At 72.4% G+C, this 16,179-nt stretch carries 13 protein-coding genes; 11 read left to right on the forward strand and 2 right to left on the reverse strand.

From position 1 onward, the window contains the following. The first annotated feature begins 66 nt into the window (after positions 1 to 66). Positions 67 to 1,641, forward strand: coding sequence for an ABC-F family ATP-binding cassette domain-containing protein (locus ACBJ59_RS46450; RefSeq protein ID WP_375116478.1), 1,575 nt, complete (start codon positions 67 to 69; stop codon positions 1,639 to 1,641). A 101-nt stretch (positions 1,642 to 1,742) separates the two neighbouring features. Here ACBJ59_RS46450 and ACBJ59_RS46455 read toward each other — a convergent pair whose 3' ends face one another. Beyond that, positions 1,743 to 2,954 (reverse strand): ROK family protein, encoded by a 1,212-nt coding sequence (locus ACBJ59_RS46455; RefSeq protein WP_375116479.1) that lies wholly within the window; start codon positions 2,952 to 2,954, stop codon positions 1,743 to 1,745. Positions 2,955 to 3,096: 142 nt separating this feature from the next. On the opposite strand from ACBJ59_RS46455, the gene zwf reads away from it, so the two are divergent. From zwf to eda, 4 genes are all read left to right on the forward strand, one after another. Then, positions 3,097 to 4,572: a glucose-6-phosphate dehydrogenase gene (zwf, locus tag ACBJ59_RS46460; protein ID WP_375116480.1), complete on the forward strand. Its 1,476-nt coding sequence runs from the start codon at positions 3,097 to 3,099 to the stop codon at positions 4,570 to 4,572. Further along, a complete protein-coding gene (edd, locus tag ACBJ59_RS46465; RefSeq protein WP_375116481.1) occupies positions 4,569 to 6,512 on the forward strand; it encodes a phosphogluconate dehydratase in 1,944 nt (647 codons plus the stop codon). The genes zwf and edd overlap by 4 nt, the downstream gene beginning before the upstream one ends. Positions 6,513 to 6,587: 75 nt before the next feature. After that, positions 6,588 to 7,553 carry a glucokinase gene (glk, locus tag ACBJ59_RS46470; protein ID WP_375116482.1) on the forward strand — a complete coding sequence of 322 codons (966 nt, stop codon included), beginning with the start codon at positions 6,588 to 6,590 and terminating at the stop codon, positions 7,551 to 7,553. 63 nt (positions 7,554 to 7,616) lie between these two features. After that, on the forward strand, positions 7,617 to 8,228 hold the full coding sequence (eda, locus tag ACBJ59_RS46475; RefSeq protein WP_375116483.1) for a bifunctional 4-hydroxy-2-oxoglutarate aldolase/2-dehydro-3-deoxy-phosphogluconate aldolase: 612 nt from the start codon (positions 7,617 to 7,619) through the stop codon (positions 8,226 to 8,228). A gap of 251 nt (positions 8,229 to 8,479) precedes the next feature. On the opposite strand, the gene ACBJ59_RS46480 is transcribed toward eda, so the two are convergent. Beyond that, positions 8,480 to 9,388: a LysR family transcriptional regulator gene (locus tag ACBJ59_RS46480; protein ID WP_375116484.1), complete on the reverse strand. Its 909-nt coding sequence runs from the start codon at positions 9,386 to 9,388 to the stop codon at positions 8,480 to 8,482. A gap of 85 nt (positions 9,389 to 9,473) precedes the next feature. Between ACBJ59_RS46480 and ACBJ59_RS46485 the strand changes: the two genes are divergently transcribed. From ACBJ59_RS46485 to ACBJ59_RS46510, 6 genes are all read left to right on the forward strand, one after another. Continuing rightward, entirely contained in the window at positions 9,474 to 10,337 is an 864-nt protein-coding gene (locus ACBJ59_RS46485; RefSeq protein ID WP_375116485.1) for an FAD binding domain-containing protein, read from the forward strand. A 1-nt stretch (position 10,338) separates the two neighbouring features. Next, complete coding sequence (locus ACBJ59_RS46490; protein ID WP_375116486.1) at positions 10,339 to 10,839, forward strand: (2Fe-2S)-binding protein; 501 nt, start codon at positions 10,339 to 10,341, stop codon at positions 10,837 to 10,839. Further along, positions 10,836 to 13,184 carry an aerobic carbon-monoxide dehydrogenase large subunit gene (locus ACBJ59_RS46495; protein ID WP_364112336.1) on the forward strand — a complete coding sequence of 783 codons (2,349 nt, stop codon included), beginning with the start codon at positions 10,836 to 10,838 and terminating at the stop codon, positions 13,182 to 13,184. Before ACBJ59_RS46490 ends, ACBJ59_RS46495 begins: the two co-directional genes overlap by 4 nt. Beyond that, positions 13,181 to 13,945, forward strand: coding sequence for an XdhC family protein (locus ACBJ59_RS46500; protein ID WP_375116487.1), 765 nt, complete (start codon positions 13,181 to 13,183; stop codon positions 13,943 to 13,945). Before ACBJ59_RS46495 ends, ACBJ59_RS46500 begins: the two co-directional genes overlap by 4 nt. 98 nt (positions 13,946 to 14,043) lie before the next feature. Further along, positions 14,044 to 14,844 carry an IclR family transcriptional regulator gene (locus tag ACBJ59_RS46505; RefSeq protein ID WP_375116488.1) on the forward strand — a complete coding sequence of 267 codons (801 nt, stop codon included), beginning with the start codon at positions 14,044 to 14,046 and terminating at the stop codon, positions 14,842 to 14,844. A gap of 155 nt (positions 14,845 to 14,999) precedes the next feature. Further along, positions 15,000 to 16,136, forward strand: coding sequence for a cytochrome P450 (locus ACBJ59_RS46510; RefSeq protein ID WP_375116489.1), 1,137 nt, complete (start codon positions 15,000 to 15,002; stop codon positions 16,134 to 16,136). The last annotated feature ends 43 nt before the right edge of the window (positions 16,137 to 16,179 follow it).

Here is a 16,179-nt window from a genome sequence, read left to right on the forward strand (position 1 = left end):
ATACGTTGTACGAGTGACCGGATCGATGGTCTAGTGGGTGGAACGTTGGTCCGGAGGAGGGTGGTCATGGGGCACATCGACGTGAGCGAGGTGACGTACCTGCTGCCCGACGGGCGGCCGTTGCTGCTGGAGGTGTCGTTCAAGGTGGGTGACGGCGCCAAGGCGGCGCTGGTCGGGCCCAACGGGGCCGGCAAGAGCACGTTGCTGCGGCTGATCGCCGGGGAGGTGGCCCCCGTGGCAGGCAGAGTCGTGGCGAGCGGGGGGGTCGGGGTCATGCGGCAGTTCCTGGGCGCCGGGACCGTGCGCGATCTGCTGCTCAACGTGGCGCCCCGGCGGATCCAGGAGGCGTGGGCGGCGCTCGAAGGCGCCGAGGCGGCCATTTCGGCGCGCGACGACGAGGAGCACCAGCTCGGCTACGCGCAGGCCATCGCCGACTACGCCGACGCCGGCGGTTACGAGCTCGAAGTGGTGTGGGACGTGTGCGCCACCGAGGCGATGGGGGTGCCGTACGAGGAGATCAGGGATCGGAGCCTGACCACGCTGTCCGGCGGCGAGCAGAAGCGGCTCATGCTGGAGGCGCTGCTGCGCGGGCCCGACGAGGTGCTGCTCCTCGACGAACCCGACAATTATCTGGACGTACGGGGCAAGCAATGGCTGGAGCGGGCGATCCAGGCGTCGGGGAAGACCGTGCTGCTCGTCTCGCACGACCGGCGGCTGCTGGCCGAGGCCGCCGACCGGATCGTCACCGTCGAGGCGCGCGGGGTGTGGGTGCACGGCGGCGGGTTCGCGAGCTACGCCGAGGCCCGCAGGCAGCGCAAGGAGCGGCTGGAGGAGCGGCGGCAGCGGTGGGAGGACGAGCGGGGGCGGTTGCGGCGCCTGGTGCACACGCTGCGGCAGCGCTCGGCCAACAACGACGCGCTGGCGGGGGCGTACCAGTCAGCGGTGACGCGGCTGGAGCGGTTCGAGCGGGCGGGGCCGCCGGAGCGCGCGCCCAAGGAGCAGAACGTACGGATGCGGCTGCGCGGCGGCCGCACCGGCAAGCGCGCGGTCGTCTGTGAGGAGCTGGAGCTGAGCGGCCTGCTGCGGCCGTTCTCCACCGAGATCTGGTACGGCGAGCGCGTCGGCGTGCTCGGCATGAACGGCACCGGCAAGTCCCACTTCCTTCGCCTGCTGGCGGGCGAGCCGATCGCGCACAGCGGCGTCGCGCGGCTGGGCGCCAGGGTGTCCCCCGGCCACTTCGCCCAGACCCACCTGCGGCCCGACCTGCACGGGCGGCCCGCGGCCGAGGTGGTGATGCGCGAGCACGCGATGACCCGCAACGAGGCGATGGCGGCGCTTGCCCGGTACGAGCTGGCGCCGGCGGGCGGGCAGCCGTTCGAGACCCTGTCGGGCGGGCAGCAGGCCAGGCTGCAGATCCTGCTGCTGGAGCTGTCGGGCGCGACGCTGCTGCTGCTCGACGAGCCGACCGACAACCTCGACCTGGCCAGCGCGGAGGCGTTGCAGCGGGGGCTGGGCGGGTTCGAGGGGACGGTGCTGGCCGTGACGCACGACCGGTGGTTCGCCGACGACCTCGACCGGTACCTGATCTTCGGGGCGGACGGCCTCGTGCGGGAGAGCGACGAGCCTCGCTGGGATCTCTGAAGCCGGCGCGCGGCAACCAGTGGCCGGGGTCGCACCGACGCTACGCCGGGTCGGGGTCGGGGTCGCGTGGTCGCTACGCCGGGGTCGGGGTCGCGCGGTCGCTACGCCGGGGTCGGGGTCGCGCGGTCGCGGCGCAGTGTCGTGAGGGTCATGGTCTCGTCCACGGCCTCCGGCGACAGTACGTGGTCCAGCACCATCACCGCGCAGCCGCTGATGCCCGCGCCCGCTCCCAGCCGGCTCGGCTCGATGCGCAGCCGCCTGGTCGCCAGGGCCGTGGAGCGGCGGTAGACGACCTCCCGGATGCTCGACACCAGTGGCCCGAACGCCTCCGCCACGTCCCCGCCGAGCACGACCACCGACGGGTTGAGGATGTTGACCGCGCCGGCCAGCACCTCGCCGATCCGGCGGCCGGCCTCGCGGACGGTGGCCATCGTCTCGGCGTCACCCGCGCGCACCAGCGTCGTCACGTCCGAGATCGTCTTGACGTCCTTGCCGCGCCCGCGCAGCTCCCGCAGCAGCGCGGTGCCGCTGGCCACGGAGTCGACGCAGTCGTAGTTGCCGCAGCGGCACAGCACGCCGCCGCCGTCGAGCACGGGGATGTGCCCGATCTCGCCCGCCGCGCCGAGCGCCCCGCGCAGGATGCCGCCGCCCGCGATCACGCCCGCGCCGATGCGCGTGGAGATCTTCACGAACATCAGGTCGTCCAGCTCGGGGTAGGTGCCGCGGTGCTCGCCGATGGCCAGCACGTTCACGTCGTTGTCCACGAGCACGGGCACGGGGAAGCGCTCGCGGATGATCGGCGGGATCACCACGCCGGTCCAGGAGGCCATGACGCGGGCGCTCTCCGTACGGCCCTGCGCGAACTCGACCGTGGCCGGCACGCCCATGCCGACGCCCCTGATCATCGCGCGCGGCCGGTCGCCGAGCAGTTCGTCCCAGGTGTCCATGAGCAGCGGCAGCACGATGTCGGGCCCCTGCTCCACGTCCATGGTGAACTCGCGCCCGGCCAGCTCCTGCCCGGCCAGGTCGCACACGGCCACGCGGGTGCGGCTGGCGCCGAGCGCCGCCACCAGGACCACGCCGCCCGCGGCGTTGAACTCCAGCCGGACCGGCGGCCGCCCGCCCGTGGACGGGGCGTCGTCGCGCTCCACGACCAGGCCGCGTTCCAGCAGCTCACCGACGCGCAGCTGCACCGCGGGGCGCGACAGGCCGGTCACCCGGCCGAGGTCGGCCCGCGTCACGGCCTCACCGGTGCGGATGAGGCGGAGCACCTCACCACTTGTGGCAAGGGTCGCGGCGGTACGTCGTGGCATCGGCTAAGTGAACCACATGGGGTTGTGTCATGAAAAGTCAGAACTTTTTTATCTCAAATACCAAAACTCCGCTTGTGTGTGACCCAAACTCTCGTTAGTGTCCGTTCTGTCCCTGCTTGGTAGATCATCGGAGCCCCTTACCGTGTCCACCCACCCGGCAACCAGCCCTGCCCACATCGCCGACCTCGTCGTCTTCGGCGGAACCGGCGACCTCGCCATGCGCAAGCTGCTCCCGGCGCTGTACCACTGCGACAGGGACGGCCGGCTCGCCCCGGAGACCCGCATCATCGCCATGTCCAGGGGTGGACTGACCGACGCAGACTTCCGCGGCAAGGTGGACGCCGAGGTACGCGACCAGGTGCCCGTCGACGATCCCGCCATGTGGCAGCGCTTCCTGGGCCGCCTGCACCACGTGTCGGTGGACGTCGGAGGCCAGAACAGGTCCGGGTGGAGCGCGCTGACCAGGCTCCTCGCCGGGTACGAGCAGCGCGACCGGGTCTTCTACCTGGCCAGCCCGCCCAGGACGTTCGGCCCCTTCTGCCGCGAGCTGGAGGAGGTCGGCCTCGTCACCCCGCGCTCCCGCGTGGTGCTGGAGAAGCCGCTCGGCCACGACCTGCCGAGCGCGCAGCGCATCAACGACGAGGTCGGCGCCATCTTCGACGAGCGCCAGATCTTCCGCATCGACCACTACCTGGGCAAGGAGACGGTCCAGAACCTCCTGGTGCTGCGCTTCGCCAACGCCTTCCTGGAGCCGGTCTGGAACTCCCTGTGGATCGACCACGTCCAGATCACCGCCGCCGAGACCGTCGGCACGCCCGGCCGGCGCGGCTACTACGACCACGCGGGCGCGCTGCGCGACATGGTGCAGAACCACCTGCTCCAGCTGCTCACGCTGACCGCGATGGAGCCGCCGGCCCGCAACGACCGCGAGTCGATCCGCGACGAGAAGGTCAAGGTGCTGCAGTCGCTGCGGCCGATCACCGGCGGCGAGGTGGACCGGTTCACGGTGCGCGGCCAGTACACCGAGGCCGACGGCATGCCGGGCTACCTCGACGAGCCCGCCTCCACGCCGCCGACGGAGGCGTCGGAGCGGGTGGAGACGTTCACCGCGATCCGGGCCGAGGTCAAGAACTGGCGGTGGGCGGGGGTGCCGTTCTACCTGCGTACCGGCAAGCGGATGCCGTACCGGCGCTCGGAGATCGTGGTGCAGTTCAAGGACGTGCCGCACTCCATCTTCCCCGGGGGCGCGCCCAACCGCCTGGTGCTGCGGCTGCAGCCGGAGGAGGGCATCGAGCTGCACATCATGGCCAAGGAGCCGGGCGCGGGCGAGGTGACGCTGAAGCCGGTGCCGATGTCGCTCAGCTTCGGCAAGACGTTCACCACCCGGGTGCCGGAGGCGTACGAGCGGCTGCTGACCGACGTGCTGGCCGGTAACCCGACGTTGTTCATGCGGCGTGACGAGGTGGAGGCGGCCTGGCGCTGGATCGACCCGATCCTCGACGCCTGGAAGGCCGACCCCGCCCTGCCCGAGCCCTACCCCGCCGGTACGACCGGCCCCGCCGGAGCCCACGAACTGCTCGGCCGCAGCGGTCGCGCTTGGCACGAGGAGGAACTGTGAACCGCATCATCCAGGACATCACCGACCGCATCGCCGAGCGCAGCTCCGCCAGCCGGAGCGCGTACCTGGAGCGGATCCGCCAGGACGGCGAGGCCGCCAGGGCGAAGGGCCCGGCGCGGGCGCACCTCGGGTGCGCGAACCTGGCGCACGGCTTCGCGGGCGCCCCGGCCGAGGACAAGCCGGTCCTGCGCGCCGCGGCCAAGCCCGGCGTGGCCATCGTGACCAGCTACAACGACATGCTGTCCGCGCACCAGCCGTACGAGACGTACCCGCCGGAGCTGAAGGCGGCCGTACGCGCGGCGGGCGGCGTGGCGCAGGTGGCGGGCGGCGTGCCGGCGATGTGCGACGGCATCACGCAGGGACGGGCCGGCATGGAGCTGTCCCTCTACAGCCGCGACGTGATCGCCATGGCCACCGCGATCGCGCTGTCGCACGACATGTTCGACGCCACGCTGCTGCTGGGCGTGTGCGACAAGATCGTGCCCGGCCTGTTCATCGGGGCGCTGCACTTCGGGCACCTGCCCGCGCTGTTCGTGCCCGCCGGCCCCATGGCCTCCGGCCTGCCGAACAAGGTCAAGGCCCGCACCCGGCAGCTCTTCGCCGAGGGCAAGGTCGGCAGGGACGAGCTGCTCGACGCCGAGGCGAAGTCGTACCACTCCCCCGGCACCTGCACCTTCTACGGCACCGCGAACTCCAACCAGGCGCTGATGGAGGTCATGGGCCTGCACCTGCCGGGCTCGACGTTCGTCAACCCGCACACCGAGCTGCGCCACGCCCTCACCCGGGCCGCCGGTCGGCGCGCGGTGGAGATCACCGCGCACGGCTCGGAGTACACGCCGATCGGCGAGCTGGTCGACGAGAAGTCCATCGTGAACGCCTGCGTCGCCCTGCTGGCCACCGGCGGCTCCACGAACCACACCCTGCACCTGGTGGCCATGGCCGCGGCCGCGGGCATCGTGCTGACCTGGGACGACCTGGCGCAGCTGTCGCAGGTCGTGCCGTCGCTGACCAAGATCTACCCGAACGGCCAGGCGGACGTGAACCACTTCCGCGACGCCGGCGGCATGCAGGTGCTCATCGGCGACCTGCTCGACGAGGGGCTGCTGCACGGCGACGTGCTCACCGTGGCCGGCCCCGGCCTCGACCGCTACCGGGAGGCGCCGGAGCTGGTGGACGGCGAGCTGGTCTGGTCGCCGGTGACCGGGGGCAGCAAGGACCTCGACGTGCTGCGGCCGGTCGCGAGGCCGTTCTCGGCGGACGGCGGCATCCACATGGTGGAGGGCAACCTCGGCCGCGCCGTCAGCAAGGTCTCCGCGGTCAAGCCCGAGCACCTGGTCATCGAGGCGCCGGCCAAGGTCTTCCACGACCAGCTCGACCTGATGAAGGCGTTCGAGGCGGGCGAGCTGGACGGGCAGGACTTCGTGGCCGTCATCCGCTACCAGGGCCCGAGCGCGAACGGCATGCCCGAGCTGCACAAGCTCACCTCGCCGCTGGCCGTGCTGCTCGACCGGGGGCAGCGGGTGGCGATCGTCACCGACGGCCGCATGTCGGGCGCGTCCGGCAAGGTGCCCGCGGCCATCCACCTGTCGCCCGAGGCCGCCGACGGCGGGCCGATCGCGCTCGTGCGCGACGGCGACGTGATCAGGCTGGACTCGGCGGACGGCACGCTGGAACTGCTGGTGCCGGCCGAGGAGCTGGCCCGGCGCGTGCCCGAGGGCCGCCCGCTGAGCGACGCGCAGTGGGTCGGCACGGGCCGCGAGCTGTTCGCCGCCTTCCGCCGGATGGCCGGGCACGCCGAGCAGGGCGCCGGCATCTTCGGGGTGAGCGGCGCCGAGTCGCCGCACCACGGCCCCGGTCTGGGCTTCCCGGCCGAGGCCGGCTCCTCCCACCTGGAGACGGGCGCGCCGGTAGGTGCGCGCCCCGCCGGGCTGATGCGGTGACCCTCGTGTGCGGTCGTGGCATTCTTCGGTGTACGGCGAGCGATCTTGATGCCGCCCTGAACGCCGGAGGTATGTGTGAGTGCCTTTGACCTTCCCTGGCTCGTCGCCGACATCGGGGGGACCAACGCCAGGTTCGGCCTGGTCACCTCGCCCGGAGCGCGCCCGTCGAACGTCGCGGTCCTGGCCGGTGCCGACTACGACACCCTCCCCGAAGCCGTAGCCGCCTATCTCGCGGAACACGCGGGCGGAGTGCGACCGGGGGCGGCGTGCCTGGCCCTGGCGGGACCGATCGACGGCGACCGCTACCGGCTCACGAACTCGAAGTGGGCCGGCTCCGTACGCGACCTCGACGTGCCGTACGCCCGGCTGCTCAACGACTTCGAGGCGCTGGCCGTGTCGCTGCCGCACCTGGCGGGCGACGAGCTGGTGTCCCTGGGCGGGCCCGAGCCGGCTCACGGGGTCAAGGCGGTGCTGGGCCCGGGGACCGGGCTCGGCGTGGGCGGGCTGGTGCCGACCGAGCACGGCTGGACGGCGGTCCCCGGCGAGGGCGGGCACGTCACGGTGCCGGTGGTGGAGCAGCGGGAGTTCGAGATCGTCCGCGCGCTGGAGACGATGGGAATGCCGCACGTGGTGGCCGAGCACGTGCTGTCCGGGCCCGGGCTGGTGCGGCTGTACCGGGCGCTGGCCCTGGTCAACGGCGTCAGCGCGCCGGACCTGACGTCCTCGGACATCGTGGCGCGGCAGGACGACTCGCTGTGCGCCGAGACGATCGAGGTGTTCTGCGAGATGCTGGGCAGCTTCGCCGGGAACGTGGCGCTGACGCTCGGGGCCCGGGGTGGGGTCTACCTGGCCGGCGGAGTGCTGCCACGTATCGTGGAACGCGTGCGTACCAGTGGCTTCCGTACGCGGTTCGAGGCCAATCCCGACATGGCCGCCTACCTGGCGGGCATCGGGACCGTGCTGATCGTCGCATCCCAGCCGGGGATGACGGGCGCGGCCGCCTGGCTGAGCCAGCGTGCCCGCAGGGAGTTCGTGAGCTGAGAGCGGCACCAGCCGTTCCCGGCATTGGACGGCCGTCGACCGGCCGATGAGGAGAAGGAATCCATGAGCCTGCTCGATCTCGCCCCAGTGATCCCCGTCGTGGTGATCGAGGACGTCGAGACCGCCGTCCCGCTGGCCCGGGCGCTGGTCGCCGGTGGCCTGCCGGTCATCGAGGTGACCCTGCGCACGCCCGCCGCGCGCGAGGCCATCGCCAGGATCGCCGACGAGGTGCCCGAGGCGACCGTGGGCGCGGGGACGATCCGGACGACCGACGACATCGCGGCGTCCGTGGCGGCGGGGGCGAAGTTCCTGGTCTCGCCCGGCACGACCCTGTCGCTGGTGGAGGCGATGGACTCGAGCGGCGTCCCGTACCTGCCGGGTGCGGCCACCGTGTCCGAGGCGATGGCGCTGGTCGAGCGGGGGATCAAGGAGCTGAAGTTCTTCCCGGCCGAGGCCGCGGGCGGCGTCCCCTACCTGAAGGCGATGGGCGGGCCGCTCCCGGACGTACGCTTCTGCCCGACCGGCGGCATCCGGGTGAACACCGCCCCCGACTACCTCGCGCTGCCGAACGTGGGCTGCGTCGGCGGCACCTGGCTGACCCCCTCCGACGCGCTGGCGGCCGGCGACTGGGGACGCGTGGAGAAGCTGGCCTCGGAGGCGGCGGCCCTCAGGTAACTCGCGTTCCGGGTGGCCCGGCCGCTTGATCGTGGAAGGTGTTCGTGTTCCGCGCATGGGAGCAGCTCGGACGCCGTTCAGGCGCTCCTGGGTCTTCGAGATGGACGCTCTTCGCTCCGGGGAAGGTCCGGTCATTGAGCCGAGGATTCATGACGGAGCTCCCGATCCGGCGAAGCTGCGTTCCTACGGCCGCATGATCTACTGGGCCAAATACTGAGCCGAGCCCGGGCAGGCGGCTCCGGCGCGGTTCATCAGCTCCAGATCGACACGTGCACCGGCGGGCGGAAGCGGCTGCGGGGGATGCCGTCGTCCGGGGTACGCATGATCTGCGTGGCCGCCGGGGTCGTCAGGAAGTCCAGGAACGTGCCGGCGGCGGCCGGGCGGCTGGTGGGTTCCAGGGTGGTGGCGTACCAGTAGGCGGGCAGCGGGGTGGCCGGGGTGTCGATGGGCACGAGCTCGCCCCTGCGGACCTGGGAGGCCACCAGGTGGGCGGTGGCGGGCGCGACCCCGGCGCCCTCGGCCGCCGCCTTCCAGGCCGCCGTCTGGTTCGCGAAGACGCGCACCTGCGACTCCGGCACCCGTAACAACCGCAGCAGGCGGCTGGTGTCGCTGGCCGGGTCGGTGCCGGACGGGCCGACCAGCCAGTGGTCCCGGCGGCCGCGCGGCGCCCCGACCACGATGAGGCGGCAGCGCAGGACGGGCCGGCTGACCAGGCCCTCCCCCGGCGCCTGGGCGCCCAGCGCGACGTCGGCCAGGCGGCTGGTCAGCAGCAGCGGCACCTCCGTCGTGGCCGCCACGCCGGTCGTCGCGTCCACCGACTTGCGCTGGGTGAACAGGCAGATCAGGGGCCCGGCGACGTACTCGGCCAGCCCGGCGTCCATGACCACGTGCAGGCGCGCCACGTGGCCGGACTGCACGGCGGCGACCGCCTCCGCGCCGAGGGCGACCATCTGGGAGGCGATGCCGAGCAGCCGCCGGCCACCCTCCGTGAGCACCATCCGGTCGCCGGAGCGGGTCACCAGCGGGTCGCCGAGGTGCCGGCGCAGCTGCGCCAGCGACTGGGAGACGGCGGGCTCGCTGACGCCGAGCGCCCGCGCGGCGGCCTTGACGGAGCCGAGGCGGGCGACGAAAACGAACGCGCCGAGCTGGCTGAGTGTCACGCACCCTTCATAGTTCTCCGGACCCCATTAAGGAAACCCTTATTTGCGGATTGTCGCGACAAATCGGTAACAGCACTGTGCTCTCATGCAGGTTCCCGCGAGGTTCGAATACGAGAGAGCCGAGAGCGTTCCGCACGCGCTCGAGCTCCTGGAGCGGTACGGTCCCGAGGCCCGGGTGGTGGCCGGCGGGCACAGCCTCATCCCCATGATGAAGCTGCGCCTGGCCCAGCCCGAGGCGCTGATCGACATCAACGGCCTGGCCCCTGAGCTGGGGCGGATCGGGGTCGAGGGCGACGAGCTGGCCATCGGGGCGCTGGTGCGGCACGCGGAGTTGCTGGAGAGCACCACCGCCACCGACATTTTCCCGATATTTCGGGATGCGGAACGCGTTATTGCCGACCCAATAGTGCGAAATCGGGGGACCGTTGGAGGTTCCTTGTGTCAAGGCGATCCTTCTGAGGATTTGTCGGCGGTGTTCTCGGCATTGCGGGCGACCGCGGTCATCCAGGGGCGTGGCGGCACTCGTACCGTTCCGGTCAGACAATTCCACGAGGGTCCTTACGAGACCGCGGTCGCGGACGGCGAGCTGCTGATCCAGCTCCGCGTGCCCGTCACGCCCGGCACGGGCAGCGCGTACGTGAAGGTCGAGCGGCGCGTCGGCGACTGGCCCGTCGCGGCGGCCGGCGCGGTCCTCAGGATCGAGGACGGCGTGATCGCGCAGGCGGGCATCGGGCTGACCGCGGTCGGGGCCGAGCACTTCTGCGCCCCGGAGGCGGAGGCGTACCTGGAGGGCCGGGCGCCGGGCGAGGAGGCGTTCGCGGAGGCGGGCCGGATCGCGGCCGCGAACTGCGAGCCGCACGCCGACCAGCGCGGCCCCGCCGACTACAAGCGACACCTGGCCGCCGAGCTGACCCGGCGCGCCCTGACCACTGCCGCGGGAAGGATCTGACATGCGGATCACGGTCTCCGTGAACGGGCAGCCGTACACCAGGGACGTCGAGCCGAGGCTGCTGCTCGTGCACTTCCTGCGCGACGAGCTGGGCCTGACCGGCACCCACTGGGGCTGCGACACCTCCAACTGCGGGGTGTGCACGGTGCAGCTCGACGGCGTGCCGGTCAAGTCGTGCACCGTGCTGGCCGTCATGGCCGACGGGCACGAGGTGACCACCGTGGAGGGCCTGGAGCGCGACGGCGAGCTGGACGCGGTGCAGAAGGGGTTCGTGGAGTGCCACGGGCTGCAGTGCGGGTTCTGCACGCCGGGCATGCTGCTGACCGCGCGCTGGCTGCTGGACCGCCACCCCGATCCCGACGAGGGCCAGATCCGCGAGGCCATCTCGGGACAGCTGTGCCGGTGCACCGGCTACGAGAACATCGTCCGCTCGATCCAGTGGGCCGCGGCTTCTGATGCCGCCGGCTCCGAGCCCGCGACCAGCGTGGAGGCCACGTCATGAGCTACGGCCGCATGCAGCGCAAGGAGGACGCCCGCTTCATCAGGGGGCGCGGCAACTACACCGACGACGTACGGCTGCCCGGCATGTTGTACGGCGCCGTCCTGCGCAGCCCGCACGCCCACGCCAGGATCGTCTCCATCGACACCAGCGCCGCCGAGGCGCACCCGAAGGTCAAGGCCGTCATCACCGGCCAGACCCTGGCGGGGCTGAACCTGGCCTGGATGCCCACCCTGTCGCAGGACACGCAGGCCGTGCTTGCCACGGACAAGGTGCGCTTCCAGGGGCAGGAGGTCGCGTTCGTGGTGGCCGAGGACGCCTACTCGGCGCGCGACGCGCTGGAGCTGATCGACGTCGAGTACGACCCCATCGACGCGGTCGTCGACGCCAGGAAGGCCCTCGACCCGGGCGCCCCGGTCATCAGGGACGATCTCGAAGGCCGTACCGACAACCACATCTTCGACTGGGAGGCCGGGGACCGGGCGCGGACGGACGCGATCTTCGAGCAGGCCGAGGTCCGGGTCGAGCAGGACCTGATCTACCCGCGCGTGCACCCCGCCCCGCTGGAGACGTGCGGCGCGGTCGCCGACTTCGACAAGGTCACCGGCAAGCTCACCGTCTGGTGCCCGACGCAGGCGCCGCACGCGCACCGCACGCTGTACGCGATGGTGGCCGGGCTGCCCGAGCACAAGATCCGGGTGATCTCGCCGGACATCGGCGGCGGCTTCGGCGGAAAGGTCGGGATTTATCCGGGATATGTCTGCGCGATCGTCGGCTCGATCGTCACCGGCAAGCCGGTCAAGTGGATGGAGGACCGCTCCGAGAACCTCATGAGCACCGCCTTCGCCCGCGACTACCACATGCGCGGCGAGGTGGCCGCAACGCGCGACGGCAAGATCCAGGCGATCAGGGTGAAGGTGCTGGCCGACCACGGGGCCTTCAACGGCACCGCGCAGCCGACCAAGTTCCCGGCCGGGTTCTTCCACGTCTTCTCCGGCTCGTACGACATCGAGGCCGCCCACTGCGAGGTCACCGGCGTCTACACGAACAAGGCCCCCGGCGGCGTCGCCTACGCCTGCTCCTTCCGCGTCACCGAGGCCGTGTACCTGGTCGAGCGCATGGTGGACGTGCTGGCCGCCGAGCTGCGCCTGGACGCGGCCGAGGTGCGCATGCGCAACCTGCTGCGCCCCGAGCAGTTCCCGTACCACTCCCCCACCGGCTGGGAGTACGACTCGGGCGACTACCCGAAGGCGCTGCGCCTGGCCATGGACATGATCGGCTACGACAAGCTGCGGGCCGAGCAGGCCGACAAGCGGGCCAGGGGCGAGCTGATGGGCATCGGCATCAGCTTCTTCACCGAGGCCGTCGGCGCGGGCCCGCGCAAGCACATGGACATCCTCGGCCTCGGCATGGCCGACGGCGCCGAGCTGCGCGTGCACCCGACGGGCAAGGCGGTGCTGCGGGTGTCGTGCCAGTCGCAGGGGCAGGGGCACGAGACCACGTTCGCGCAGATCGTCGGGCAGGAGCTGGGCATCCCGGCCGACGACGTGGAGGTGGTGCACGGCGACACCGACCAGACGCCGTTCGGCCTGGGCACGTACGGCTCCCGCTCCACCCCCGTCTCCGGCGCCGCCACGGCGCTGGTGGCCAGGAAGGTGCGCGACCGGGCCAAGATCGTGGCCGCGGCCATGCTGGAGGCGTCCCCGGACGACCTGGAGTGGGCCGACGGCAAGTGGTCGGTGGTGGGCGACCCGGGCACCGGCCGGTCGCTGGCGGAGATCGCGCTGGCCGCGCACTCCAACCTGGAGCTGCCCGAGGGCGTCGAGGGCCACCTGGACGCCGTCACCGTCTACAACCCGCCCAACCTCACCTACCCCTTCGGCGCCTACATCTGCGTCGTGGACGTCGATCCCGGCACCGGGCAGGTCAAGGTGCGCAGGTTCGTGGCCGTGGACGACTGCGGGGTGCGGATCAACCCGATGATCGTCGAGGGGCAGATCCACGGCGGGCTGGCCGACGGGGTGGGCATGGCGCTCATGCAGGTGATGGCGTTCGACGAGGACGGCAACCACCTGGGGGCCTCGTTCATGGACTACCTGCTGCCGACCGCGATGGAGTGCCCGTCGTGGGAGCTGGGCGAGACCGTGACGCCCTCGCCGACGCATCCGATCGGGGCCAAGGGCGTCGGCGAGTCGGCCACCGTCGGGTCGCCCCCGGCCGTGGTCAACGCCGTGGTGGACGCGCTCTCGACGTACGGCGTGCGGCACGCGGACATGCCGCTCACCCCGGCGAACGTGTGGCGCGTCATCAACGGCGACCCGTTCCGCACGGACCTGGCGATCCCGTGAGCGAGTTCATCGGCATGCCGGCGCCCCGCCCCCGCGGCGGGCCGCCGGTCCCGCCGGGCCCACTGACCCCGCCGCCGGGGGCCGACCTGGACGGCCGGGCCGCGCGGCTGCGGTCGGGGCGGGAGCCGTACGTGCTGGCCACCGTCGTGCGGGCGCAGCGGCCGACCAGCGCGAAGGCGGGCGACCGCGCGCTGGTGCTGCCCGACGGGACGATCGAGGGGTTCGTCGGTGGCACCTGCGCCACCGACACCGTACGCGCGCAGGGCCTGCGCCTGATGCGCACCGGGCAGGCCACGCTGCTGCGGATCACCCCCGAGGCGGAGCAGCCGCACGAGGAGGAGGGCCTGGTCGCGGTGGGCCAGCCCTGCCTGTCGGGCGGCACGCTGGAGATCTTCCTGGAGGCCGTGCTGCCGCCCACGCTCGTCCACGTGCACGGCGACAGCCCCATCGCGCGGGCCTTCGCCGACGTCGGCAAGGCGCTCGGCTACACGGTCGAATCGGGCATGACGCCCATCGCCCCCGACACCACGGCCGTGCTGGTCGCCTCGCACGGGGTGGGCGAGGAGGCGGTCCTGGCGGAGGCGCTGGCCGAGGGCGTGCCGTACATCGGGCTGATCGCCAGCCGCAAGCGCGGCGCGGCGGTGCTGGCGCGGGTGAAGGGAGGGGAACGGGTGCATGTCCCGGCGGGTCTGGACATTGGGGCCAGAACGCCTGGTGAGGTGGCAGTTTCCGTGTACGCGGAGATCATCGCACTTCGCTGAGCCGGGGTATCAGCGGGCGGCAGCCGGGTACGCCAAGAAATGGAAAAACGCAGCCCCGGGAAGCCCCTTCCGCTACTCGGAGAGCGAAAGGGAACTTGATGCCGACGGAAACGGCCAGCCACCTACCGCACGTGCACACGGTGACGGACGAGCGCCCCGCGTCCCAGCCGGGCAGCCTGGAGAGGGGGATCGACATCCTGCTCGCGCTCAGCGCGGCCTCCCGCCCGGTCACGCTGTCGCAGCTCTGCCGGAGCACGGGCCTGCCCAAGTCCACCGCGCACCGGATCCTGGGCGTGCTCTGCTCGCGGGAGCTGGCCCGGCGGGTGGGCAACGCCTACCTGCCCGGCGAGCTGCTGGAGTCGATGGCGGGCATCACCCGCGCGCGTGTCCCCGGCACGCGGCAGTTGGTGCTCCCCTACCTGCTCTACCTGTACGAGACCACCAGGCAGACGGTGAACCTGGCCGTTCCCTCGGGCCTGGAGGCCCGCTACGTCGAGCGCCTGTACGGCCACAACCGGGTCTGCTCGCGCTCCGACAGCCTCGACCGGGCGCCGCTGCACTGCACGGCGACCGGCAAGGCGCTGCTGGCCTTCGACCCGAAGCTGCGCCAGGAGCTGCTGGCGCGCGGCTCGTTCGAGCGGATGACCCGCCGCACGATCACCACGTTGGCCGGGCTCGAACGCGAGCTGGCCCAGGTCCGCAGGCACGGCATCGCCTACTCCCAGGAGGAGTACACCGAGGGCGTGGCCTGCGTGGCCGCGCCGGTGTTCGGTCCTGGCGGGCGGATCTGCATGTCCCTCGGCGTGGCGGCGCCCGCCCATCTGGCGCCGCTGGCCAAGCTGAGCATCTCCGTACGCGGCGCCGCCCAGGCCATCTCGGCGATGCTCCTCCGCCTGTGACCCTTGTTCCGGTCACCGGAACGTCGGCAGATCTTGAGGCCGAAAGTGTTCCAGTGACCGAAACCCGTGATTGCGAACGCGGTCCCCGGGGCGATCACATCGACGCATGACCTTCCCACCCGCCCCGCGGGACCGAGCCCTGCGGGAGGCCGAACGTGCCTAGGGGTCTGCCCAGGGCCACCCTGCTGGAGAGCCTGCGCCTGGCCACCCTGGTGCCACCGGGCACCCCGCACGTGACGCACGGCCGCGACCCGCTGCGCTCCCGCGCGCTCCTGGCCGCCTTCGAGGCCCGCTACGGCGGGCGTCCCGTGCTGGTGCGCGGCCTGCGCCGCTCCGTCCTGCTCGTCCTGTCCAAGCGCGACGCCCTGCGCGTGCTGTCCGACGGCGACGCCTACGCCCCCGCGCTGGAGGAGCGCCCGTTCGGCCTGCCCACCGACGTGCTGCGCCCGCGGTTCATCGAGATCGCCGCGCAGGAGGCCAAGGAGCTGACCAGCGGCGTGGTGGACCACGCGCGGGTGAACGCCTGCTGGCAGCGGGTGGCCCGGCGCTGCGTCTACGGCGACGGCGCGGCCCGGGACGAGGAGCTCACCCGGCTGCTGGCGGGCGTCACCCGGGCCGGGCGGTGGCGGGCCCGGCGGCGCCGGGAGATCCTTTCGGGCCGCTACGACGCGCGCATCATCGACCACCTGCGCCGTGCCGAGCCCGGCAGCCTGGCCGGGCTGATCGCCGAGACGCCGGAGGCCGAGTCGCGCGGGCTCATGCAGGCGGCGTACTGGCTGATGGGGCTGGGCTCGACCGCGGCGGGGCTGACGCAGACCCTGGCGCTGCTGGCCACCCACCCGGCCCACCGCAAGGCGGCCCGCCACGACCCCGACCGCCTGCGGGCCTGCCTGCGCGAGGGGCTGCGCCTGTGGCCGCCGGTGCCCGCGTTGTCGCGGGTCACGACCGCCGAGACCGAGTGGTACGGCACCGCCCTGCCCGCCGGCACCACCGTGCTCGTGCCGATCGCGGCGCACCAGCGCAGCGCGCGCCTGCCGTACGCGAACACGTTCGCGCCCGAGATCTGGCTGGACGGCACCGCCGCGGACGAGTGGTGGGCCCGGCCGGGCTGCGACGGCGTGCACCTGACGCTCGCGGTCGGCACGGCCTTCCTCGGGGCCGTCCTGCGCACCGCCCGCCCCAAGCCGGTCGGGCGGTTGCTGTCGCCGCACCGGCCGCTGCCTCACACGATCGACCTGTCGCGGCTGCGGGTGTCGATGCGCCCCCTGCGGCGCGACCCTGCTCAGGGCTAGTGGCCAACGGGCAGGCCCTTCCTCCGTTAGAGTCTGGGGTACA

This window comes from Nonomuraea sp. MTCD27 (assembly GCF_041950495.1).
In the GTDB taxonomy this organism is placed as follows: domain Bacteria; phylum Actinomycetota; class Actinomycetes; order Streptosporangiales; family Streptosporangiaceae; genus Nonomuraea.